Here is a 22,385-nt window from a genome sequence, read left to right on the forward strand (position 1 = left end):
AAGGGCTTCACGGCGCGTTAGACTGAGCGCCGACGCGCGCCGATTCGCGCGCGTGTCCCACGACCATCAAGGCGCGACCCAATGTCCTACGACGACGATCACCGAGGCAATCCCAACGCCGGGCCCAACGCCGGCCGCGATCGGGGCGCCTATACGCCGCCGACCGACGACGACCTGCCCTTCACCCGCGGCGGCTATGACCCGCGCCGGGCCCCGGCCGCCAAGTCGCCGCCGATCACCCTGATCATCAGCGCCGTCGTCCTGCTGCTGCTGATCGTGGCGGTGGTGGTCTTCTATCGCTCGGGCGTGCGCTCCTCGACGGACGCGCCGCCCGCCGTCGGCACGCCGGTCGAGAGCATGAAGGTCGAGGCCCCGCTGGACGCCCAGCCGGTCGACCCGGAAGCCGACATCCGCGTCTATCGCGACGGCGGCGCCCCGACCGACGCCGCGCCGACCTTCACCCCCGGCCCGGAGGAGGTGCTGCCGCGCCCCGCGCCGACGACCCCGGCCGCGCCGGTCGAATCCTCGACCCTGCCGCCCGCCGCGCCCGCGCCGGCGACCAAGGCTCCGGCCGCGCCTGCGCCCGCAACCCCCGCTCCGGCGACCAAGGCTCCGGCGCCGGCTCCCGCGCCCGCTCCGGCCGCGACGGGCGGGTCGTCGGGCGTGCAGATCGGCGCCTTCTCCTCGACCGCCATCGCCGACCGCGAATACGCCGCCGTCGCCGCCCGCTTCGGCCAGTACGCCTCGGGCGCCGAAAAGCGCGTGCAGGAAGTCACCGCCGCCAACGGCTCGACCGTCTACCGCACCACCTTCACCGGCATGAGCCGCGACCGCGCCGTCGCCTTCTGCAATGCGCTGAAGGCTGCGGGCCGCGACTGCATCGTCCGCTAAGGATCGCGCAAGCATGACCTCCGCCGCCATCTACGGCTGTTCCGGACACCGGCTGACGGCGGAGGAACGCGCCTTCTACGCCGAGGCCAGGCCCTGGGGCTTCATCCTGTTCCGCCGCAATGTGGACAGCCCCGAGCAGGTCAAGGCGCTGGTGTCCGAACTGCGCGACAGCGTGGGCCGCGACGACGCGCCCGTTTTGATCGATCAGGAGGGCGGCAGGGTCCAGCGCCTCGGCCCGCCGCACTGGCCGAAATATCCGCCCGGCGCCGCCTATCTGAGGGCGACCAACGACCCGGCGGCGGCGCGCGAACTGGTGCGTCTGGGGGCGCGGTTGATCGCCCATGACCTGCGCGAACTGGGCATCACCGTCGACTGCGTGCCGGTGCTGGACGTGCCGGTGCCGGGCGCCCACGACATCATCGGCGACCGCGCCTATGCTCAGGATCCGGCGACCGTGACCCAGCTGGGCCGCGCCGCCGCCGAAGGCCTGCTGGCGGGCGGCGTCCTGCCGATCATCAAGCACATTCCCGGTCATGGCCGCGCCTTCTCGGACAGCCACCACGACCTGCCGGTGGTCGAGACGGCGATCGAGGAGCTGGACGCCTGGGACTTCGCGCCGTTCAAGGCCCTGTCGGACATGCCGATGGCGATGACGGCTCACGTCGTCTTCACCGCCGTTGACGCCAAGCGCCCGGCCACCACCTCGAAGAAGGCCATCCGCCTGATGCGCGAGCGGCTGGGCTTTTCCGGCCTGATCCTGTCGGACGACCTGTCGATGCAGGCCCTGTCGGGCACGCTGACCGAGCGCGCCGAGCAGTCGTTGAAGGCAGGCTGCGACGTCGTGCTTCACTGCAACGGCGACCTGAAGGAAATGGCCGCCGTCGCCGACGGAACGAAGAAGCTGAAGGGCGAGGCCAAACGCCGCGCCGAGGCTGCGCTGAACCGCATCGTCCGCGCGCCCGAGCCGCTGGACGTCGCCGAGGGCCGCGCTCGGCTGGAGGCGGCGCTGAACGGCCGCTTTGACGCCGCCAAAGGGCCGGACGTGGGCGAGGCGCAGACCTGAATGGCGGGGGAGGGCGCATGAGCGAGGCCTTCCAGCCGAATCTCGACTTCACCGCCGTCGAACAGGTCGAGGCGCAGGAGGCCTTTGTCGTCGATCTGGAGGGCTATGAAGGCCCGCTGCACGTCCTTCTGGCCCTGGCGCGGACGCAGAAGGTGGACCTGCTGAAGCTGTCCATCACCCGTCTGGCCGAACAGTATCTGGCCTTCGTGCATGAGGCGCGACGGCGCAACTTCGCGCTGGCGGCCGACTACCTCGTGATGGCGTCGTGGCTGGCCTATCTGAAGTCGCGCCTGTTGATCCCGCGCAATGAAAAGGACAAGCCGGAGGAGCCTCCGGCCGAAGAGATCGCCGCCGCCCTGGCCTTTCGCCTGCAAAAGCTGGAGGCCATGCGCACGGCGGTGGAGGCCATCACCAGCCGCCCGCAGCTGAAGCGCGACGTCTTCACGCGCGGCGACCCGCAGGCGACGGTCATTATCCCGTCCGACCGGGTGGACGCCAGCCTCTATGAGCTGATGAGCGCCTATGTCGCCCAGCGCCGCCGCGAGGAACGCCGCAAATACGCCCCCGGTCAGCGGGTCGAGGCCTTCCAGCTGGAGGCCGCGCGCGACTGGCTGCGCGAGATCATGCCGCGCCTGGCCGAGTGGACGCCGCTGGAGCGTGTCGCGCCGCAGAAGCCGGAGGGGCAGGAAGGCCCCAGCCAGGCCAGCTATACGGCCTCTACCCTGTCGGCCAGTCTGGAGCTGGTGAAGGAGGGCGGCATGGACATCCGGCAGGAGCGGCCATTCGACGCGGTGTGGCTGAAGCGCAGAGGGCTGGGGCAGCCGTTGGAGCTGACGCCGTGACCCTCGACTTCACCCCGGATCACCTCGAGATCGAACGCCGGGTCGAGGCGCTGCTGTTCGCCGCCGCCGCGCCGCTGTCGCTGGCCGAGATCGCGCGTCGTCTGCCCGAGGGCGCCGACGTCGGCGGGGCGCTGACCGCCCTGCAGCAGCGTTATCAGGGACGCGGGGTCGAGCTGGACTGCGTGGCCGAGCGTTGGCGGTTCCGCACGGCGCCCGACCTTGGCTTCCTGATGACCGAGGAGCGCGAGGAGCCGCGCCGCCTGTCCAAGGCCGCGCTCGAGACCCTGGCCATCATCGCCTACCACCAGCCCTGCACCCGCGCCGAGGTCGAGAGCGTGCGCGGCGTCTCCCTGTCCAAGGGGACGCTGGACCTGCTGCTGGAGATGGACTTCGTGCGCCTGCGTGGGCGTCGCCGCACGCCGGGGCGGCCGGTGACCTACGCCACGACCGACCGCTTCCTCGAGCATTTCAGCCTCGCGAGTCTCTATGACCTGCCGGGCGTGCAGGAGATGAAGGCGGCGGGCCTGCTGGATCTGTCCATGCCGGTCGGTTTCGAGGTGCCCGATCCCTCGCGTGCAGGCGACGACGAAGGCGAGGATCTGCTGACCGGGCTGGACGACGCGGCGCCCGAGTTCGCTCAGGATTTCGTCAGCGAGGACGAAGAGTCGCAACCTTGATGGGGACGGATCGTCGCGCCCCCAAGAAGCGTCGGAAAGTCATGGACTTAAGTCCAAGGCGCGCCGCCTTGACCTGAGGCCCTCTCGCCTATAGGTTCCGCGCCGAAATTCAGACCCGTTCCGGCCCTGCGCCGGGCGCTGAGCGAACAGGCCCATGTCCCCGACGAAGGAATCGCGCGAAGAGGCGATCAAACGCCTCCACGAAAGCGCATCCGCATTGGAGGCGAAGGTTCAGGCGGATAAGTCCGTCGATGTCGCCGCGCAAAAGGTCGTCGGCCAGGCCTATCGCATCATCGCCGAACTGCTCGGGGGGGTGCTGATCGGTCTTGCAATAGGTTTTGGCGTCGACCGGTTGTTCGGGACGACGCCGATGGGCGTTGTAGGCGGGGTTCTTCTGGGCTTCGCCTTATCGGTTTATATGGCGCGCCGCACAGCCAACCGGCTGATGGCGCAGGCCAAGGCGGCGGGTTTGCCTCAACAAGGCGAACCTATCGTCGAGGCTGACGAAGAAAACAGGGAACGATAGGCTTTATGGCCGGTCCGATTGAACAATTTGAGGTCAAGCCGCTCGTAGAGTTCGGCACGGTCAATGTTCCCGTCTTGGGCGAGCAGGTGATCGCCATCACCAATTCGCATGTGGCCATGACCATCGCCTTCGTCGGCGTGGTGGGCTTCCTGTCGCTGGCGACCTCGGGCGCCAAGGTGGTGCCGGGCCGGATGCAGGCGGCGGGCGAAAGCCTGTTCGGCATGGTCGACAACCTTGCCAACTCCATCATCGGTCACGAGGGCCGGAAGTATTTCCCCTTCGCCTTCACCGTGTTCCTGATGGTTCTGTCGATGAACCTGCTGGGCATGTTCCTGACCTTCACCGCCACCTCGCAGTTGGCTGTGACGGCGACCCTGGGTCTGATCTCCTTCCTGACCGTCGTCGTGATCGGCTTCGCTAAGAATGGCGTCGGAATGCTCAAGCTGTTCTGGCCGTCGAGCGCGCCGCTGGCGATCCGTTGGGCTGTGGGCCTGATCGAACTGGCCTCCTTCCTGCTGCGCCCGGCCACCCTGGCCCTTCGTCTGTTTGGCAACATGCTGGGCGGTCACGTGGCGCTGAAGATCTTCGCCCAGTTCGTCGTTCAACTGGGCGCTGTGGCCATCGTCACGGGCGGTCTGGCCTACGCCTTCATCCCCGTGGCGGCCCTGTCGCTGGGCATGGTCGTGGCGATGACGGCGCTCGAGTTCCTGGTGGCCTTCCTTCAGGCCTTTGTTTTCACCGTTCTGACCTGCATCTACCTTAACGATGTGGTCAACCTGGGCGACGGCCACTAAGGCTAGAGCTCAGTTCGTAACCCTACCCTCCAACGCTCCAAGAAATTAGGAAATCATCATGGACGCTGAAGCCGCTAAGTACATCGGCGCCGGTCTGGCCACCCTCGGCATGATCGGCTCGGCCCTGGCCGTCGGCAACATCTTCGGCAACTTCCTGGCCGGCGCCCTGCGCAACCCGGCCGCCGCCGCTTCGCAAGTCGGCAACCTGTTCGTCGGCGCGGCTCTGGCCGAAGCCCTGGGCATCCTGGCCTTCGTGCTGGGCGTCCTGATGATCTTCGGCTGATCCCAGCCTACGATCTCTCAGAATTGGCGGCGCGCGGGCCTGTCCTGTGCGCCGCTGTCCTGATCTAGCGAAGACGGTTCATGGCCAGCACACCCACACTTGACGTTCAGACCCCGGCGCCGGGCGATCTCCATGCGGAGACGCAGGCGGCGGCCGAGCATGGCTCGGGCGGTCTGCCCCAGTTCGAATTCCAGCACTGGGCGGGCCAGATCGGCTATCTGCTGATCCTGTTCGTCCTTCTGTACGTCCTGGTCGCCAAGGTCTTCGCCCCGCGTCTGCGCAAGGTCATGGACGAGCGCGCCGACACGATCGACAGCGCCATCGCCGCCGCCCGCTCGGTCCAGACCGAAGCGGCCGCTCAGGCTGAAACCGCCCGTGCCGAGGTCGAAAAGGCCCGCGCCGACGCCCGCGCGACCGCCGTGGCCGCCAAGCAGCGCGTCACCGAAGAATTCAACGCCCGCCTGGCGGCGGACGAAGCCGTGGTCAACGTGCGCATCGCCGAGGCCGAAGGCGCCATCGCCAAGACCCGTGACGCCGCCATGGCGAACGTCACGATCATCGCATCGGACGCGGCGGGCGCCATGCTCGAGCGTCTGACCGGCTCGAAGGCGTCAGACGCCGAACTGGCCGCCGCGATCAAGGGAGCCGCCTGATATGCCCGCCTTCTTGACCGGTCATTTCTACGATTTCGCCAATCCTGAACTGTGGGTCGCGATCGGCCTGCTGATCTTCATCGCCATCGTGGTGATGGCGGGCGTGCCCAAGCTGGTTGCGACCAACCTGGACGCCAAGGCCGCCAAGATTCAGGGCGATCTGGACGAGGCCGCCCGCCTGCGCGCCGAAGCCGAAGCCATGCTGGCCCAGATTCGTCAGGAGAAGGCCGAGGCTGAAGCTCAGGCCGCCGACCTGCTGGCCACCGCCGAAGCCGACGCCAAGCGTCTGGAAGCCGACGCCAAGGCGCGCATCGAGGAATCGACCGCCCGCCGTCAGGCCCTGGCCGAGCGCCGCATCGCCCAGGCCGAGGCGGAGGCCACCCAAGAGGTCAAGGCTGCGGCCGCCGACCTGGCCGCCAAGGCCGCGCACCAGATCCTGGCCGCCCGCATCGCCGGCTCCAAGACGGACGCGCTGATCGACCAGGCCATCGCCCAGATCGGCGGCAAGCTGAACTGATCGCTTCGGCGAACAGGCCTAGCCCCGAAAAGCATCAGGCCCCGCCGGCGACGGCGGGGCCTTTTTGCTGGTCCGAAATCCTGTTGTCGGGACGGAGGACGGTCAGTGGGCGGGGGCGGCTCCAATCGGAGCTGCGCCGCGTTTCTCGCGCTCGACCAGGCGATAGTAGACGTTGCCCAGGACGGCGCCGAAGACCATGTGCAGCGCCAGCAGCCAGCCGATGGTGCCGAAGCCGGACGAGCCGGTGAAGGTCCGATAGTCGCCCACCATGGTGAGGAACAGCATCATCGCCACCCAGGCTCCGACGGCGAAGACGATGCCCTTGGTGATCGGCGTGGCGGTGGGCAGTCGCGGATAGACGACGCCGAACAGCGACCCAAGCACGAAGGTGCCCATCAGCAGGTGGATCACCCAACCGGCCGCCATATTGCCCGGCATGCCGAACATCTGGGCGATGATCCCCGGAAAGGGATCGAACATGTGATTGAGGAACAGGTTGGCTATTTCAAGCACGGAAACCGCAACCGTAGCGACGAAGCCGGCGATGATTCCCTTTTTTACGCGTGACATCATGTGAACAGCGCCTCCCAACGCATTCAACTTCGAGACTACGCAAGGCGGAGCATACGCCGATCCGCGCGGATGCGGCGTGAACCTCGTTCACATTCCCGTGTTTGCCTTAGCTTGGCCTTTATCGCCGGAAGGCGCGCCAGGCGCGGCGCAGCCGACGACGGAATCGCGCCAAGGGACGGCGGCGGCGACGCAGCACCATCTTTTCGGCGCGCAGGGTCTGTTGCCAGAAGACGGGGGCGATCTCGGGCTTTTTGCGCATCAGGCGGCGGAAGGGATAGACCCATTTCGGCCGGGCGCGCTGGGCGCGGATGAACTGCCGCTTGGCCCACCAGGAGTTGCGCAGGACGATGACGAGACCCAGGGCGATGACCGGCACGCCGCCGGGGCCGGGCAGGGGGGCGATTAATATGCCCAATACGATGATGAGGAAACCGACCGCCATCAGCGCCAGGCGACGCAGACGCCGCGCCAGCCCCGGACGGGGCGGCGGAGGCGGGCGCAGCGAGGGCAGGACCAGGGTCACGGGGGCGGCGTCTCGAACAAGGGTTCGGCCAAGGAGGGCCGACGATCAGTAAACGCACGAGACAAGGCCGAAAGGCGGCGTCGCCATGACGCTTTCGTAAGTCGCCCCAGAAATACAGAACGCCGTGTCCCGAAAGACACGGCGTTCCTTGTGCTCAGGCTTGTTCCGCCCGGATCAACCGGCGCGGTTGGAGCCTTCCGGCGCGGCCCAGCGCAGGCGCGGCGAGCGCGCGGCGCGGGTCTCGTCCAGACGCCGCAGGGGCGCATGGAAGGGCGCGCCCTTGAAGCGTTCCACGTCGCCCGCCTTGGCGGCGCCCGCCAGCAGGCGCATGGCCTCGATGAAGCGGTCCAGTTCGGCCTTGGACTCCGTCTCGGTGGGCTCGATCAGCATGGCGCCGTGGACGACCAGCGGGAAATACATGGTCATCGGGTGGAAGCCCTCGTCGATCATCGCCTTGGCGAAGTCGAGCGTGGTGACGTCCGTGCCCTTCAGCCATTCGTCGTCGAACAGGGCCTCGTGCATGCACGGACCGTCGGGGAAGGCGGGGCTCATCAGGTCTTCCAGACGGGCCTTGATGTAGTTGGCGTTCAGCACGGCGTCCTCGGCGACCTGACGCAGGCCGTCGGAGCCGTGGGACATCATGTAGCTGAGGGCGCGCACATACATGCCCATCTGGCCCTGGAAGGCGCACAGGCGGCCGAAGGCCTGTTCAGCTTCGTCTTCTTCACGCTCGACCAGCTTGTAGCCGTCGCCGGTGTTCACGACCCAGGGAGCGGGCGCGAAGGGGGCGAGGGCCTCCGACAGTACGACCGGACCGGCGCCCGGACCGCCGCCGCCGTGCGGCGTCGAGAAGGTCTTGTGCAGGTTGATGTGCATGGCGTCGACGCCCAGGTCGCCCGGACGCACCCGGCCGACTATGGCGTTGAAGTTGGCGCCGTCGCAGTAGAAATAGGCGCCCGCCTCGTGGGTCAGGCGGCTGATCTCCAGAATGTCGCGCTCGAATAGGCCGCAGGTGTTCGGGTTGGTGACCATGATGGCCGCCACGTCCGGGCCCAGCTTGGACGCCAGATCGGCCACGTCGACGCGGCCGTCGTCAGTCTGGGCCACTTCGACCACCGAATAGCCGACGAAGGCGGCGGTGGCCGGGTTGGTGCCGTGGGCCGAGGTCGGGACCAGCACCTTGCGGCGCTGCTCATGCTCGCCCTTGGCTTCGTGGGCGGCGCGGATGGCCATCAGGCCGCACAGTTCGCCGTGAGCGCCCGCCTTGGGCGACAGGGCCACCGCAGGCATCCCCGTCAGCGTCGTCAGCCAGTGGGCCAGTTGGTCCATCAGCTCCAGCGCGCCCTGCACCGTCGACTGCGGCTGCAGCGGGTGGATGTCCGAGAAGCCCGGCAGGCGCGCCATCTTCTCGTTCAGGCGCGGGTTGTGCTTCATCGTGCACGAACCCAGCGGATACAGCGCCAGATCGATGGCGTGGTTCTTCTGGCTCAGGCGCACATAGTGGCGCATGGCCTCGGGCTCGCTGAGGCCGGGCAGGCCGATCGGATCCTTGCGGACCAGATCGCCCAGATCCGAGCCGTTGCTGGCGGGTTTGGGCAGGTCGACGCCGGTCTTGCCCCAGCCTTCGCCTTCGAAGATCAGCGGCTCGTCCTGCAGCAGGCCGCGCCCGCCGGTCAGGGTGGCGGGCTTGTAGGACGCGTCCGAGGCGGCGTTCGGGGCGGTTGGGCGGCCGACAGTGTTCATGGTGCTCATGGTTCCAATCTCCCCTTAGGCGGCCAGAACCTTGGCGAGCGCACCCGCCAGGATCTGGATGTCGGCGTCCAGCGTCGTCTCGGTGGCGGCGACCAGCAGGACGTCGTCGAGGCCCGCATCCGGCGCCAGACGGCTGTAAGGCACGCCGCACAGGATGCCGTTGTCGGCCATGGTCTGAACGACTTCAGCGGCGTTCTTCGGCAGCTTGACCGCGAACTCATTGAAGAAGCGCGGGGTCAGGATCTCGACGCCCGGAATGGCGGCCAGAGCGTCGCGCGTGGCGACCGCCTTTTCGTGGTTCAGCAGGGCCAGCTGGCGCAGGCCCGTCTCGCCCAGCAGGCTCATGTGGATGCTGAACGCCAGGCAGCAGAGGCCCGAGTTGGTGCAGATGTTCGACGTGGCCTTGTCGCGGCGGATATGCTGCTCGCGCGTCGACAGGGTCAGGACGAAGCCGCGCTTGCCCTCGGCGTCCACCGTCTCGCCGCAGTAGCGGCCGGGCGTCTGGCGCAGCAGCTTCTCGCGGGTGGCGAACAGGCCGATGTAGGGACCGCCGAAGTTCAGGGCGTTGCCGATCGACTGGCCTTCGGCCGCGACGATGTCGGCGCCCATTTCGCCGGGCGACTTCAGCAGGCCCATCGACACGGCTTCCGTCACCACGACGATCAGCAGGGCGCCGGCGGCGTGGGCGGCCTCGGCGATCTTGGTCACGTCGGTGGCGGTGCCGAAGACGTTGGGGGTCTGGACGACGACGCAGGCCGTGTCCTTGTCGATGGCGGCGATGACGGCGTCTTCGGCGTCAACGGCGGCGGTCAGGGCTTCGGTCTCGACGCCGACGGCGTGGACCACGGTCTCGGTCGCCTTGACGTAGTGCGGGTGGACCCCGCCCGAGATGACGGCCTTGTTGCGGCGGGTCACGCGGGTGGCCATCAGCACGCCCTCGGCCATGGCGGTCGAGCCGTCATAAAGCGAGGCGTTGGCGACTTCCATTCCGGTCAGGTTCGCGACCTGGGTCTGGAACTCATACAGGTACTGCAGCGTCCCCTGCGCGATTTCCGGCTGGTAGGGGGTGTAGCTGGTCAGGAACTCCGACCGCTGGATCACATGGTCCACGGTGGCCGGGATGTGGTGCTTATAGGCGCCGGCGCCGCAGAAGAAGGGGACGGTTCCCGCCGTGGCGTTCTTGCTCGCCATGGCCGAGAGGGCGCGTTCGACCTCCAGTTCGCCCGCCACGCGGGGCAGGTCGACGAAGCCGTCGCGGCGCGCGGCCTGTGGCACGTCGACAAAGAGTTCGTCGATGGATTTGGCGCCGATGGCGGCCAGCATGGCCTCACGGTCGTCGGGCGTCAGGGGGAGGTAGCGCATTACAAGTCCTCGGCGGCATCCCGGAGGTCGCGCGGGGCGACGCTCCGGGAGCGCTTCAAGCGGCGGGGAATCCGGCGATCCCGGATCGGCGCGCCGCGCCGTCCGGGGACGACGGCGGGTCTTAGAGGGTGGTCAGGTAGGCGTCGTAGGCGGCCTGATCCATCAGGCCGTCCAGCACCGAGGCGTCGGACACCTTGATCTTGGCGAACCAGCCTTCGCCTTCGGGATCGGCGTTGACGGTTTCCGGAGCGTCGGCCAGGGCGGCGTTGCCCTCGATCACTTCGCCCGCGATGGGGGCGTAGACGTCCGAGGCGGCCTTGACCGATTCCACGACGGCGAAGCTGTCGCCGACCGAGACGGTCTTGCCCGCTTCCGGCGTTTCGACGAACACCACGTCGCCCAGGGCGTCAGCGGCGTGCTTGGAGATGCCGACCGTGGCGACGTCGCCGTCGAGGCGAACCCACTCGTGATCCTTGGTGAACTTCATCTTGGTCTTCCTCATGAAGCCTGTGGCCCAGGCCGTGTTTCAATGCTGGATCCTCGGCGGCAAGGCCGAGGCTGACGAAGGGAAGGCGTTACGCCTTCGGCTTCCGATAGTAGCGGGTCGCCACGAAAGGCGTGGCGATGACTTCGGCGGCGGCGGGACGGCCACGCACCAGGACTTTCAGGGTCGTGCCCAGCTCGGCGAAGGCCGGGGGGACGTAGCCCATGGCGATGTTGTGCCCCAGCGTCGGCGAGGGGCCGCCCGAGGTGACCTTGCCGATCACGGCGCCGTCGGCGTCGGCGATCTCGGCGCCTTCGCGGGCCGGGGCGCCTTCCTTGACGTGCAGGCCGACGCGGACGCGGGCCGGGCCGTCGGCCAGTTGCTTCAGGATGGTCTCGGCCCCGGCGAAGTCGGCGCGTTCCTTGCGCGACTTGGACAGGGCGAAGGTCAGGGCGGCCTCGACCGGGGTGGTCTCGGCGTCGATGTCGTGGCCGTGCAGCGGCAGACCGGCCTCCAGGCGCAAGCTGTCGCGCGCCCCCAGACCGACCGGCTTCACGCGCGCGTCGGTCAGCAGCAGGTTCCACACACGCTCTGCGGCGGCGGCCGGAACCGAAATCTCATAGCCGTCCTCGCCGGTGTAGCCCGAGCGCGAGACGATGCAGTCTTCGTCGAACAGACGGATGGTGCGGCAGTCCATGAAGCCCATGTCGCCCAGCGCCGGTTCGTGCTTGGCCACGACCTCGGCGGCTTCGGGCCCCTGGATGGCCAGCAGGGCGCGGTCCAGCACCTCCAGCTTGGCGTCGCCGAACAGATTGGCGCTCAGGAAGGCGAAGTCGGCGTCCTTGTTGCCCGCGTTGACGACGACGTAGAGGCCGTCCTCGAACGGCTTGCCCGCCATCAGGTCGTCCATGATCCCGCCCTGGCCGTTCAGAAGCAGGGAGTATTTCTGCTTGCCGGGCTTCACGATCGCATAGTCGCCGGGCACGAAGCGCTCGAACTGGGCGATGGCGTCGGCGCCGGTGATGCGCGCCTGACCCATGTGGGAGACGTCGAACAGGCCGGCGTGCTCGCGGGTCCAGCGGTGCTCGGCCAGCACCCCTTCATACTGGACCGGCATGTCATAGCCGCCGAAGCCGACCATGCGGGCGCCAAGCGCGCGGTGCGCGGCGTTGAGGGGGGTAGTCTTAAGGGCCTGATCGCTCATGGCGTCGCCTCCGGGTCGCGGGTTGCGGCGATAGCTCCGCCGTCGTCGCGCCCCCGCTGTCCTGAAGCCTGAGAGATTTCGACCGTTCCCTCCCAAGGGGCGGCCTTGCTCCGTCGGCGCGCCCTCGGATTCTTGACGACCCTTCGGCGACTTTCCAGCGTCCGTGCGCTTTCGCGGTCCTTTTGCCTGAGCGTTTCCGGGGCGGTTGCGCCTTCGGCTCCGGGCGCCGCGAACGGACCCGATCTCTCCCGCGAGAGCGTTCGACCTAAGGCCCCGACTCCGGCGCGAAGTCAAGCGGCGCCGGACTTGCCGCGATCGATCCGAGCGGCCATGAGGGGGGGAACCGCGCTTCGCCCACAGGATTTCAAGGACGACATGACCGCCCGCACCGATCTCGCCGCCCACCTCGCCTCCCTCGACCTGCCGCAGGGACTGGTCGAGACGCTGACGACGGCGGCCGCCGCCTGCGTCGAGATCCGTCAGGTGGTGGCGGGCGGCGCCCTGGTCGGGGCGCTGGGCGCGTCGGGCGCCGTCAATGTGCAGGACGAGGAACAGAAGAAGCTCGACGTCATCGCCAACGACATCCTGACCGAGGCGTTGCTGGCCAATCCGGCGGTGGCGGGCGTGGCGTCCGAGGAAATGGACACGGTGCAACCGGCGACCAATCCGGCAGGCGAATATCTGGTGCTGTTCGACCCGTTGGACGGCTCGTCCAACATCGACATCAATGCGCCGGTCGGCACCATCGTCTCGGTGCTGAAGGCGCCGTCGGCGACGCCGACCGAGGCCGACTTCCTGCAGTCGGGCCGTCAGCAGGTCGCGGCGCTCTACGCCGTCTACGCCGGTCAGGCCATGCTGGTGCTGACCACGGGCAAGGGGGTGGCGGGCTTCACCCTGGCGCCCGATGGCCGCTGGCTGATGACGCATGAGGACGTGCGCATTCCGGCGGATACGAAAGAGTTCGCCATCAACATGTCGAACCAGCGCCACTGGGCCGAGAGCGTCCAGCGCTATGTCGACGGCTGCCTGAAGGGCGCCGACGGCCCGCGCGGCAAGAATTTCAACATGCGCTGGGTCGCCGCCATGGTGGCCGACGTGCACCGCATCCTGATGCGCGGCGGCGTCTTCCTCTATCCGTGGGACAAGCGCGAGCCGAACAAGCCGGGCAAGCTGCGCCTGATGTACGAAGGCAACCCCATGTCCTTCCTGGTCGAGCAGGCGGGCGGCAAATCCACCACCGACGGCAAGCAGGCCATCATGGACGTGATCCCGACCGAACTGCACCAGCGGGTGCCGGTCGTGCTCGGCTCGGCCAACGAAGTCGACCAGATCGCGGCGGCCTGAGGCCATGCAGATCGCCGCTTCTGACGCCCTTCTGGTCATCGACGCCCAGAACGACTTCTGCGAAGGCGGCGCCCTGGCGGTTCAGGGCGGGGCGGCGATCATGCCCCTGATCAATCGGCTGGCCGAACGGTTCACGACCGTCATCGCCACCCAGGACTGGCACACGCCGGACCAGATCAGCTTCGCCTCCAACCACGCGGGCGCGGCGTCCTTCACGCAGATCGAGGTCGCCTACGGCCCCCAGATGTTATGGCCGGATCACTGCGTGCAGGGGACGCCGGGCGCGGACTTCCATCCCGACGCGGCGCCTGCCGTGACCAAGGCGCTGGCCGTGGTCCGCAAGGGCTATAATCCGGCGGTCGACAGCTACTCGGGCTTCTATGAGAACGACCACAGGACGGCGACCGGTCTGGCGGGGCTGCTGCGTGATCTGGGCGTAAAGCGCGTCTTCCTGTGCGGTCTGGCCTATGACTACTGCGTCCGCTTCACCGCCGAGGACGCGGTGCGCGAAGGCTTTGAAGCCGTGGTCATCGCGGACGCCTGCCGCGCCATCGCCCCGGAGACGGCGGCTGCCGCCAAGACCAGTTTCAGCGCGCTGAAGATCGCCGAGATCGCGGCCGCAGACCTGATCTCTCACTCATAAAAGTCCGCCTCGTCGGGGATGCGGGTGAAGGCGATCTTGGCGCCGATATAGTCGGGCAGGCCCGCCTTGGGGCCGATGCTGACCGTGTCCTTGCCATAGCGTTTGTTCAGCGCATCCAGCGCCTGCGACAGGCGTAAGGATGGCGCGTCGCCGCCCTGATCCGGGCCGATGTCGAACAGGTCGGCCTCAAAGGCGTCGCGCGCCGTCAGGCCGTGGACGCCGACGCCGACATAGCTCAACCGCCCGGCCTCCAGTTCCGGCTCGACCCGGCGCCACAGCGCGTCCAGCGCAGCCAGCAGGGCGAAGGTGTCCTGCGTCGGGGCGACGGCGCGGGTCAGGCCCGTCGTGTCCCAGCCGCGCTTGGTCACCTTCGGTCCCATGTCGAGATGCAGGCTGATGCCTGCGCCGGTCAGCCCCATCCGCCGCAGCCGCGCCCCGCACTTGACCATCAGCCGCCGCGCGACCGCCCGCGCCTTGTCCGGGTTGCGCATGGCCTGCGCCAGCACATGGCTGTGGCTGATGGAGGCGGGCGGTTTGACCGGCGTCGGCTCGCTGTCGAGACCGTGCAGGCCGCGCCAGATGCGCTCGCCCTCAATGCTGTTCCAGACCGCGCGCGCCTCCTTTGCCGACATGTTCCACAGGCCCGCCGTGTCCGTGACGCCCGCCGCGGCCAGCCTTTGCTGCATGCGCGAGCCGACGCCCGGATACTGCGACAGCGGCAGGTGCAGGATGGCGCCGGGCAGTTCGTCGGCGCGCAATATGGTCAGCCCGGCGGGCTTCTTCATGCCGCAGGCCGTCTTGGCCAGAAACCGCGACGGCGCCAATCCGATGGATGACCGCAGGCACTCTCCGACATTCTTCAGAATGCCCGCCTGAATGCGCCGGGCCAGGGCGACGGCGTTCGCCTCGCGGCGCTCCGGCCCGATCAGTTGGCACGAGCATTCGTCGATGGAGCCGACCTTCCACACCGGCACATGGCGGTCGATCTCGGCCATGATCTGCTTGTGGATCTGGACATAGAGGTCGGGCCGCGCCTCGGCGACGATCAGGCCGGGGCACAGGCGGCGCGCCTCGGCCACCTGCATCCCGGTGCGGACGCCGAAGGCCTTGCTCTCATAGCTGGCGGCGATGGCGCCGGTGTATTCGCTGATCGCCGGGCGGACGATGACGGGCTTGCCGCGCCAGTCGGGGTTCTGCTGCTGCTCGACGCTGGCGAAGAAGGCGTTCAGGTCGACGAACAACCAACGCAGCCCGGTGGGGTCTTCATCAGGCTGTCGGCCGGGGTGCTCCATGATGTGAACATATCAGGAACGTTGGGGCCGGGGGAGTCGGATGTGGGGTAATCGGCCTTCTTCTCTCCGCCGTCATCCTCGGGCTTGACCCGAGGATCCAGCGTTCCGCCAGCACGCCCTGTCCATCAGGCCGCGGCCCTATAAGCATCCTGCGTCCCGCAAAGGCCGCCCTGGATCCTCGGGTCAAGCCCGAGGATGACGGCAGTGGGGGAGGGATGACTCAGTTGGCCGCCGCGTAGGCGTCGACCTCGGCGATCCGCTCCGCCTTGTCGGCGTCGCTGAGGAAGCTGCCCTCAAAGCTGTTCTTGGCCAGTTGCGTCACCTGCTCGCGCGTCAGGCCGACCGCCTCGGCCAACTGGATATAGTTGGCGTTCACATAGCCGCCAAAGTAGGAGGGGTCGTCCGAGTTCAGGGTGACGTGCAGGCCCCGACGCAGCATTTCGGGGACTGGGTGGTCCTTCAGATCCCTGACCACGCACAGCTTCAGGTTCGACAGGGGGCAGACGGTCAGCGTCATCTGTTCGGCGGCCAGGCGGGCGATCAGGGCCTCGTCCTCCATCGAGCGGTTGCCGTGGTCCATGCGGTCGATGTGCAGCAGGTCCAGCGCCTCGCGGACGTATTCGGGCGGGCCTTCCTCGCCCGCATGGGCGCACAGCTTCAGCCCCAGGTCGCGCGCGGCGGCGAAGACGCGCTGGAACTTCGACGGCGGGTGGCCGACCTCGGACGAATCCAGTCCGACGCCGATGAAGTGATGCAGATAGGGCTTGGCGGCCTCCAGCGTGGCGAAGGCTTCGTCCTCGCTGAGGTGGCGCAGGAAGCTGAGGATCAGGCCGCTGGTGACGCCCAACTCGCTCTTCGCGCGGTCCATGCCCGCGATCAGGCCCTCGACCACGACGGCGAAGGGCACGCCCCGGTCGGTATGGGTCTGGGGGTCGAAGAAGATCTCGGCGTGGCGGACGTTGTCGGCGGCGGCGCGCTGGAAATAGGCGAAGGCCAGATCCTCGAAGTCTTGACGCGTCAGCAGCACGGCGGCGCCCGCGTAATAGATGTCGAGGAAGTCCTGCAGGTTCGAGAAGTCATAGGCCGCGCGCACGGCCTCGACGCTGTCGTAGGGGATGGCGACGCCGTTGCGCTGCGCCAGTTCGAACATCAGTTCGGGCTCGAGCGAGCCTTCGATGTGCAGGTGCAGTTCGGCCTTGGGCAGGCCGGCGATGAAGGCGTCGAGGGACATGAGGGAGGCTCCTTGGCGGTCGCCTCCCCCTTATCACATTACATCCGCTCGGGCGTCTCGATGCCCAGCAGGCGTAGCGCCGTCTCCAGCTGGTGCAGGGTCGCGGCGGCCAGGGCCAGGCGCGAGCCCTTGGTCGCCGCGTCCGGCGCGACCAGGATCGGGCAGGCGGCGTAGAATTTCGAGAAGCTCTGGGCCAGCCGATAGGCGTGCTCGGCGATCAGATTGGGCGAACGCTTGTCATAGGCGTCGGCCGTGGCCGCGTCGAAGGCGTCCAGCGTCAGGGCCAGATCGCGTTCGGCGGCTTCCTCGATGACGATGGGGGCCAGGGCCACGCCCTGTTCCGCCGCCTTGCGCAGCAGGGATTTCACTCGCACGGCCTGATACAGCAGATAGGGGCCGGTCTTGCCCTCGAAGCTCATGAAGCGGTCGAGGTCGAAGACGTAGCTGGTGGTGCGGTTGTTCGACAGGTCCGAGAACTTCAGCGCGGCGACCGCCACCTTATGGGCGATGTCCTCGAACTCCTCGGCGGGCAGGTCGTCGCCCAGCTTGGCCTCGTGCAGACGCTCGCGCGCCTTTTCGGTTGCCATGTCGATCAGGTCGCGCAGCTTCAGAACGCCGCCGGCGCGGGTCTTGAACGGCTTGCCGTCGGCGCCGTTCATGGTGCCGAAGCCAAGGTGCTCCAGCGACTTCTCGGGGGCGTAGCCGGCCAGATAGGCGGCGCGGAAGACCTGTTCGAAATGCTCGGCCTGACGCTCGTCGACGACGTAGAGGATCAGGTCCGGGCCGATCGACTTCTTGCGGTCCAGGATCGTCGCCAGGTCGGTCGTGCCGTACATGGCCGAGCCTTCGGAGCTGATGACCAGCAGGGGCGGGGGCGACGGGGCCTCGATCACCGAGCCGTCGGCCAGCTTCTTCTTGCGCGTCTCGCCGTCGCGGGCGACGTGGACCACCTGGGCGCCGTCGTCCTCGACCAGCAGGCCCTTGGCCTTCAGATCGGCGATCATCTCGCCCATCAGGGGATCGGCGTCGCTCTCGCCGTTCCACAGGTCGAAGTCGACCGACAGATCGTCATATTCGCGCTTCAGCGCTTCGCGGCTGACGGCGACGAAATGCTGCCACAGGGCGCGATAGCCGGGGCGGCCGCCCTGCAGTTCAGCCGTCGCCTTGCGGGCGCGGTCGCGGAAGGCGGGGTCTTCCTTGGCCTTGCCCGCCGCCAGCGGATAGAGGCGGTCGAGGTCCGCCAAGGTGACGGGCGTCTCGGCCGGGAAGGGGCCGTCGCCCTCGGCCATGAAGGCGTCGGCTAGCCCTTCGTCGCCGCAGGCGGTGATCAGCAGGCCCATCTGGAAGCCCCAGTCGCCGAAGTGGGCGTCGCCGGTGACGTCATCGCCGCGCAAGCGGAACAACCGCTTCAGGCTCTCGCCGATGATGGCGCTGCGCAGGTGGCCAACGTGCATGGGCTTGGCCACGTTCGGGCCGCCGTAGTCGATGACCACCTTGCGCGGCTCGACGCGCGAGGCGCCGGCCAGTTCCTTATCCGCCGCGACCTCGGCCGCGCGCTGGGCCAGGGCCGCGTTCGACAGCTTCATGTTGATGAAGCCGGGACCGGCGACCTCGACCGAGCTGAGACGCGGATCGGCGGCCAGACGCTCGGCCACCTTGGCGGCCAGTTCGCGCGGATTGGCCTTCAGCGCCTTGGCGGCGGCCAGGGCGCCGTTCGACTGGAAGTCGGCCAGATCGGGACGGTCGGACGCGGTGACGCGGGCCAGGGCCTTGTCCACGCCTTCGGCGGCGAAGGCGGCTCCGACCGCTTCGCTGAGAGAAGTCTTGAGGTCGGTCATGTCTTAGTTGGTCTGTTGGCCCGCAGTCGGACGGAATCGGCTGCCGGATCGGTTGAACTCGGCCATCTGCGGCGTGACGTCGAAGCCGATCAGGACTTCGAAATTGCCGCCGCTGGTGGTGGCGTCGGCGCGCGGGATGACGATGGTCTGGCTGGCCTCGGCCTGGGTGCGGTCGGCGCCGCCGAAGGTCACCGGCAGGTCGAAATATTCCTTGGCCAGTACGGCGGAGTTCCGCTCGGTCACGGCGATCCAGTAGCGATAGGTGCGGGCGTCGCCCTCGGCCTGCGGGCCCTTGCCCAGGCTGAACAGCAGGTTGACGTCCAGACGGATCGGGTCGGACTCGCGATAGACGCAGTCGGAGCTGACGCCTTCGATCTCGCCGGTGAAGCCGACGCCGTTGGTCGTGGGCTGCTCATAGCTGGACAGTTCGACGAAGCGGGCCGCGTCGTAGAGAATCTTCACATACGGGCACGGACCGGCGTTGGCGCGTCGGCTCAGCGGCGCGATGCGCATGGGACGCGACGGCGCCTGCTCGGCCTTCTGGCCGCCCTGCTGGCCGCCTTGGGGGCGACCGCTCTGGGCAGCGGCGGCGTGAGGGATCAGCGCGGCCGAGAGGGAGAGGGCGGCGAGGGCGGTCAGGACGCGACGCATCAGGAGCTTTCCGGCAGTCGATGAAGGCGGGGCCGTTCAGACGCCCGAACGGGCCACGCTGGGTGGTGATAGCGGCTAAAGCGAGGCGCGGCAAACGGCGCGCGCATCACTCGGCGATGAAGGTGGCGAGAGCGCGCGCGAAGGACTAGGTTCCGGGCCATGAACGCGCCTGTTTCGCCCTCACAGTTTCAACGCCGCCCCCTGTCCGTCCGCATGGCGACGCCACGGGGGTTCTGCGCGGGGGTGGATCGGGCCATCCAGATCGTCGAGCGCGCGATCGAGAAATACGGCGCCCCCGTCTATGTGCGCCACGAGATCGTTCACAACCGCCACGTCGTCGACCGGCTGAAAGGGCTGGGCGCCGTCTTCGTCAAGGAGCTGGACGAGTGTCCGGACGATCGGCCGGTCGTTTTCTCGGCCCACGGCGTGCCCAAGTCGGTGCCCGCCACAGCCCGCTCGCGTGAGATGCTGTTTCTGGACGCCACTTGCCCGCTGGTGTCCAAGGTCCACGTCGAGGCCGAGCGCAATTTCGCGGCGGGCCGCCACGTCATCCTGATCGGCCACGCGGGCCACCCCGAGGTCGTCGGCACCATGGGCCAGCTGCCCGCCGGGGCCATCAGCCTGGTCGAGACGGTCGAGGACGCGGAAGCCTTCCAGCGCCCCGGCGATCAGCCGCTGGCCTACGCCACCCAGACCACGCTGTCGGTGGACGACACGGCCGAGATCCTGGCGGCGCTGAAGCGGCGCTTCCCCGAACTGCCCGACCCGCACAAGGAAGACATCTGCTACGCCACCACCAACCGTCAGGAGGCGGTCAAGCGGTTGGGCGAGGGCTGCGGTCTGGTGCTGGTGGTGGGGTCCAAGAACTCGTCCAACTCGGCGCGCCTGGTCGATGTGGCGCTGAAGGCGGGGGCCGGGGACGCGCGTCTGGTCGATGACGCGGGCGATCTGGACTGGAGCTGGTTCGACGGGGTCGAGACGGTCGGGCTGACCGCCGGAGCCTCGGCGCCCGAGCCGCTGGTGCAGGGGGTGATCGAGGCGCTGGGCACGCGCTTCGACGTGACGGTGACCGAGGACGACGGCGCCCGTGAGACCGTGACCTTCAAATTGCCCCGCGCCCTGACGGCCTGAGGCGGCGCCTGGAACGGCCGGGGAGGGCCGCGACATGAGCGGACTGGACGCCATCGACCGTCGCCTGCTGGCCATACTGCAGGACGACGCCACCGTGCCCATCGCCGAATTGGCCGAGCGGGTGGGCCTGACGCAGACGCCGTGCTGGAAGCGGGTGAAGCGGCTTCAGGATACGGGGATCATCGCCGCGCGCGTGGCTCTTTTGGACCGCGAGGCGCTGGACCTGCCGCTGGTGGTCTTCGTCTCGGTGAAGACGCGGCGGCACGACGCCGAATGGCTGGAGACCTTCAAACAGGCCGCCGCCCTGCCCGAGGTGGTCGAATTCTACCGGATGAGCGGCGAGGTGGACTATTTGCTCAAGGTGCTGGTCAAGGACATCGCCGCCTATGACCGCTTCTATCGCCGGTTGATCGCCATCGCCCCGCTGGACGACGTCTCCTCCAGCTTCGCCATGGAACAGATCAAGTTTACGACGGCCTTGCCGCTCTGATCAGCCTGCGGGGAGAATAATATTCTCTATTCTGGCTGGTTTCGGAGATTGAAAAGAAATGATCCTCTCTGAGGATCGAGATATCCTCCGTCGCCTGTAGCGGAGGGTTCATGCTCAAGCGTCTGTTCGTCGATCACCCGGCCTCGGTCGGAGAGAGCTATACGGAGCACATGGGCGTCGCCGCCTCGTTCGGCGCGGCCATGTTCGTCGGCTCGCTGGCCTGCTTCGTCCACGCCGTGTTTCCGGGCCTGTGCGTCAAGACGGGCAGCGGGGTCATCAACGATCTGCATCGCCGCATGGTGACGCATCGCGTCGACCCCGCTCGTCTGGCGGCGACCGAGCCGGATTGAGCGAAGCCTGGGCCGCCTCGTCGACGGCCCAGATTCGACGTGAGTTCTCAGGCGGCGAGGATTTCGTCCGCCGGGCCGAAGAACTCATAGTGGATGCGGTCGGCCGGGACGCCGGCGTCGCGCAGGTCCGACACCAGGGCGCGCAGGAAGGGGCGCGGGCCGCACAGATAGTAGTCGGCCTCCTGGATCGGCGTCTGCTGGCTCAGCCAGGCGCCGGAGATGCGCCCCGCGTGGTCATGGCCGTCGCCGTCATTGGCGGGCGCTTCATAGAAGACGGTGCTGCGCGCGCGCGGATGGGCCGCCGTCAGGGCGCGGATGTGCGGCCCCATGGCGTGGACTCCTGCGTCATAGGCGCCGTGGACATAGTGGACCTCGGTGTCCGTCTTCTCCGCTACCAGAGTCTCCAGCATCGACACCATGGGCGTCAGGCCGACGCCGCCGGACAGCAGGACGACCGGGCGCGGCGGCGTCTCGGGCAGGAAGAAGTCGCCGGCCGGGGCGCCGACCTTCAGCACCATGCCGACGCGGGCGTTGTCGTGCAGCCAGCCCGAGGCCAGACCCTTGTCCTCGCGCTTGACCGAGATGCGATAGGTCTCGTCGTTCGGGGCGCAGGAGATGGAGTAGTTGCGCTTGATCGGCGCATGGCCGGGCACATCGAACCAGAAGGTCAGATACTGGCCCGGTCGGTGACGCAGCACCGGGCCGCCGTCCTTGGGCTTCAGCACGAAGGAGGTGATGACCGAGCTTTCGGGGCGCACCTCGACCACCTCGAAGGCACGCCAGCCGTTCCAGCCGCCGTGGGCCGCCGCCAGGTCTTCATAGATGGCCGCCTCACGGGTGATCAGGATGTTAGCCAGGAACCAGTAGGCCTCGCCCCAGGCGGTCATGATCTCCTCGGTCGCGGCCTCGCCCAGCACATGGGCGATGGCACCCAGCAGGGCGTTTCCGACATGGGGATAGTGTTCGGGCAGGATCTGCAGGCCGACGTGCTTCTGGGCGATGCGCTCGACCGCGGCGGCCAGGGCGCCCAGGTTGTCGATGTTCTTGGCGTAGGCCAGGATGGCACCGGTCAGGGCGCGCGGTTGCGAGCCGACGTCGCCCTGATGCGACTGGTTGAACAGGTCGCGGATTTCGGGGTTCTGGAACATCCGCGAATACATCTCGCGGACGATGTCGAGGCCGTGGGCCTCGAGCGCGGGGACAGTGGCTTTGACAAGCGCGATCGTGCGCTCGCTGAGGGCTTGAGCCATCAGGAAACTCCTAGGCGTTGC

At 68.1% G+C, this 22,385-nt stretch carries 25 protein-coding genes and 1 riboswitch; of the genes, 14 read left to right on the plus strand and 11 right to left on the minus strand.

All coding sequences use genetic code 11. The annotated features are described in order from the left end of the window. Positions 1 to 81 precede the first annotated feature (81 nt). The 9 genes from B3D50_RS00925 to B3D50_RS00965 all read left to right on the plus strand — a co-directional run bounded on the left by B3D50_RS00925 (position 82) and on the right by B3D50_RS00965 (position 6,246). Positions 82 to 891: an SPOR domain-containing protein gene (locus tag B3D50_RS00925; RefSeq protein ID WP_286948880.1), complete on the plus strand. Its 810-nt coding sequence runs from the start codon at positions 82 to 84 to the stop codon at positions 889 to 891. Between the two features lie 13 nt (positions 892 to 904). Beyond that, entirely contained in the window at positions 905 to 1,954 is a 1,050-nt protein-coding gene (nagZ, locus tag B3D50_RS00930) for a beta-N-acetylhexosaminidase (RefSeq protein ID WP_286948881.1), read from the plus strand. 17 nt (positions 1,955 to 1,971) lie between these two features. Next, a complete protein-coding gene (locus B3D50_RS00935; RefSeq protein ID WP_024353401.1) occupies positions 1,972 to 2,796 on the plus strand; it encodes a segregation and condensation protein A in 825 nt (274 codons plus the stop codon). Further along, on the plus strand, positions 2,793 to 3,473 hold the full coding sequence (gene scpB / locus B3D50_RS00940; RefSeq protein ID WP_269299970.1) for an SMC-Scp complex subunit ScpB: 681 nt from the start codon (positions 2,793 to 2,795) through the stop codon (positions 3,471 to 3,473). The genes B3D50_RS00935 and scpB overlap by 4 nt, the downstream gene beginning before the upstream one ends. 154 nt (positions 3,474 to 3,627) lie before the next feature. Continuing rightward, entirely contained in the window at positions 3,628 to 3,999 is a 372-nt protein-coding gene (locus B3D50_RS00945; RefSeq protein ID WP_269299971.1) for an AtpZ/AtpI family protein, read from the plus strand. A 5-nt stretch (positions 4,000 to 4,004) separates the two neighbouring features. Then, a complete protein-coding gene (locus tag B3D50_RS00950) occupies positions 4,005 to 4,793 on the plus strand; it encodes a F0F1 ATP synthase subunit A (protein ID WP_269299972.1) in 789 nt (262 codons plus the stop codon). 58 nt (positions 4,794 to 4,851) lie between these two features. Continuing rightward, positions 4,852 to 5,076 (plus strand): F0F1 ATP synthase subunit C, encoded by a 225-nt coding sequence (locus B3D50_RS00955; RefSeq protein WP_003168985.1) that lies wholly within the window; start codon positions 4,852 to 4,854, stop codon positions 5,074 to 5,076. An 80-nt stretch (positions 5,077 to 5,156) separates the two neighbouring features. Continuing rightward, positions 5,157 to 5,729: a hypothetical protein gene (locus B3D50_RS00960; RefSeq protein WP_286948887.1), complete on the plus strand. Its 573-nt coding sequence runs from the start codon at positions 5,157 to 5,159 to the stop codon at positions 5,727 to 5,729. Position 5,730: 1 nt separating this feature from the next. Continuing rightward, positions 5,731 to 6,246 carry a F0F1 ATP synthase subunit B gene (locus tag B3D50_RS00965; RefSeq protein ID WP_286948889.1) on the plus strand — a complete coding sequence of 172 codons (516 nt, stop codon included), beginning with the start codon at positions 5,731 to 5,733 and terminating at the stop codon, positions 6,244 to 6,246. Between the two features lie 102 nt (positions 6,247 to 6,348). On the opposite strand, the gene B3D50_RS00970 is transcribed toward B3D50_RS00965, so the two are convergent. The 6 genes from B3D50_RS00970 to gcvT all read right to left on the minus strand — a co-directional run bounded on the left by B3D50_RS00970 (position 6,349) and on the right by gcvT (position 12,144). Then, positions 6,349 to 6,819 carry a DUF6789 family protein gene (locus tag B3D50_RS00970; protein WP_003163738.1) on the minus strand — a complete coding sequence of 157 codons (471 nt, stop codon included), beginning with the start codon at positions 6,817 to 6,819 and terminating at the stop codon, positions 6,349 to 6,351. Between the two features lie 118 nt (positions 6,820 to 6,937). Beyond that, positions 6,938 to 7,342 (minus strand): PGPGW domain-containing protein, encoded by a 405-nt coding sequence (locus tag B3D50_RS00975; protein ID WP_052747942.1) that lies wholly within the window; start codon positions 7,340 to 7,342, stop codon positions 6,938 to 6,940. Between the two features lie 174 nt (positions 7,343 to 7,516). Then, the gene (gene gcvPB, locus B3D50_RS00980; protein ID WP_286948891.1) at positions 7,517 to 9,094 is read right to left on the minus strand and encodes an aminomethyl-transferring glycine dehydrogenase subunit GcvPB; all 1,578 of its coding nucleotides are present in this window, start codon (positions 9,092 to 9,094) and stop codon (positions 7,517 to 7,519) included. 15 nt (positions 9,095 to 9,109) lie between these two features. Further along, the gene (gcvPA, locus tag B3D50_RS00985; protein WP_286948893.1) at positions 9,110 to 10,456 is read right to left on the minus strand and encodes an aminomethyl-transferring glycine dehydrogenase subunit GcvPA; all 1,347 of its coding nucleotides are present in this window, start codon (positions 10,454 to 10,456) and stop codon (positions 9,110 to 9,112) included. Positions 10,457 to 10,577: 121 nt separating this feature from the next. Next, on the minus strand, positions 10,578 to 10,943 hold the full coding sequence (gene gcvH, locus B3D50_RS00990; RefSeq protein WP_123155206.1) for a glycine cleavage system protein GcvH: 366 nt from the start codon (positions 10,941 to 10,943) through the stop codon (positions 10,578 to 10,580). A gap of 88 nt (positions 10,944 to 11,031) precedes the next feature. Next, complete coding sequence (gene gcvT, locus B3D50_RS00995; RefSeq protein ID WP_286948894.1) at positions 11,032 to 12,144, minus strand: glycine cleavage system aminomethyltransferase GcvT; 1,113 nt, start codon at positions 12,142 to 12,144, stop codon at positions 11,032 to 11,034. 164 nt (positions 12,145 to 12,308) lie between these two features. Next, positions 12,309 to 12,405: riboswitch (glycine riboswitch) on the minus strand. Positions 12,406 to 12,519: 114 nt separating this feature from the next. Between gcvT and B3D50_RS01000 the strand changes: the two genes are divergently transcribed. Beyond that, positions 12,520 to 13,488, plus strand: coding sequence for a class 1 fructose-bisphosphatase (locus B3D50_RS01000; protein ID WP_286948895.1), 969 nt, complete (start codon positions 12,520 to 12,522; stop codon positions 13,486 to 13,488). A 4-nt stretch (positions 13,489 to 13,492) separates the two neighbouring features. Beyond that, positions 13,493 to 14,131 carry a bifunctional nicotinamidase/pyrazinamidase gene (gene pncA / locus B3D50_RS01005; protein WP_286948897.1) on the plus strand — a complete coding sequence of 213 codons (639 nt, stop codon included), beginning with the start codon at positions 13,493 to 13,495 and terminating at the stop codon, positions 14,129 to 14,131. Here the strand turns inward: pncA and B3D50_RS01010 are convergent. The 4 genes from B3D50_RS01010 to B3D50_RS01025 all read right to left on the minus strand — a co-directional run bounded on the left by B3D50_RS01010 (position 14,122) and on the right by B3D50_RS01025 (position 19,143). Further along, entirely contained in the window at positions 14,122 to 15,423 is a 1,302-nt protein-coding gene (locus tag B3D50_RS01010) for a type VI secretion protein ImpB (protein WP_286948899.1), read from the minus strand. The genes pncA and B3D50_RS01010 overlap by 10 nt on opposite strands. Before the next feature lie 220 nt (positions 15,424 to 15,643). Continuing rightward, on the minus strand, positions 15,644 to 16,654 hold the full coding sequence (locus B3D50_RS01015; RefSeq protein WP_286948901.1) for an adenosine deaminase: 1,011 nt from the start codon (positions 16,652 to 16,654) through the stop codon (positions 15,644 to 15,646). A gap of 38 nt (positions 16,655 to 16,692) precedes the next feature. Next, on the minus strand, positions 16,693 to 18,492 hold the full coding sequence (gene argS / locus B3D50_RS01020; RefSeq protein ID WP_286948903.1) for an arginine--tRNA ligase: 1,800 nt from the start codon (positions 18,490 to 18,492) through the stop codon (positions 16,693 to 16,695). A gap of 3 nt (positions 18,493 to 18,495) precedes the next feature. After that, the gene (locus tag B3D50_RS01025; RefSeq protein ID WP_286948905.1) at positions 18,496 to 19,143 is read right to left on the minus strand and encodes a Tat pathway signal sequence domain protein; all 648 of its coding nucleotides are present in this window, start codon (positions 19,141 to 19,143) and stop codon (positions 18,496 to 18,498) included. Between the two features lie 159 nt (positions 19,144 to 19,302). Here B3D50_RS01025 and ispH point away from each other — a divergent pair, with 159 nt between their 5' ends. From ispH to B3D50_RS01040, 3 genes are all read left to right on the plus strand, one after another. Then, positions 19,303 to 20,274, plus strand: coding sequence for a 4-hydroxy-3-methylbut-2-enyl diphosphate reductase (gene ispH / locus B3D50_RS01030; RefSeq protein WP_286948908.1), 972 nt, complete (start codon positions 19,303 to 19,305; stop codon positions 20,272 to 20,274). Between the two features lie 34 nt (positions 20,275 to 20,308). Next, a complete protein-coding gene (locus tag B3D50_RS01035; protein ID WP_003163725.1) occupies positions 20,309 to 20,764 on the plus strand; it encodes an Lrp/AsnC family transcriptional regulator in 456 nt (151 codons plus the stop codon). A 110-nt stretch (positions 20,765 to 20,874) separates the two neighbouring features. Beyond that, positions 20,875 to 21,114: a DUF6356 family protein gene (locus B3D50_RS01040; RefSeq protein WP_138141879.1), complete on the plus strand. Its 240-nt coding sequence runs from the start codon at positions 20,875 to 20,877 to the stop codon at positions 21,112 to 21,114. 47 nt (positions 21,115 to 21,161) lie between these two features. On the opposite strand, the gene hmpA is transcribed toward B3D50_RS01040, so the two are convergent. Next, complete coding sequence (gene hmpA, locus B3D50_RS01045; RefSeq protein ID WP_286948912.1) at positions 21,162 to 22,364, minus strand: NO-inducible flavohemoprotein; 1,203 nt, start codon at positions 22,362 to 22,364, stop codon at positions 21,162 to 21,164. Positions 22,365 to 22,385: the final 21 nt, after the last annotated feature.

Origin of the sequence: Brevundimonas sp. UBA7507, assembly GCF_002478355.1 — a bacterium.
Lineage (GTDB): Bacteria > Pseudomonadota > Alphaproteobacteria > Caulobacterales > Caulobacteraceae > Brevundimonas > Brevundimonas diminuta_D.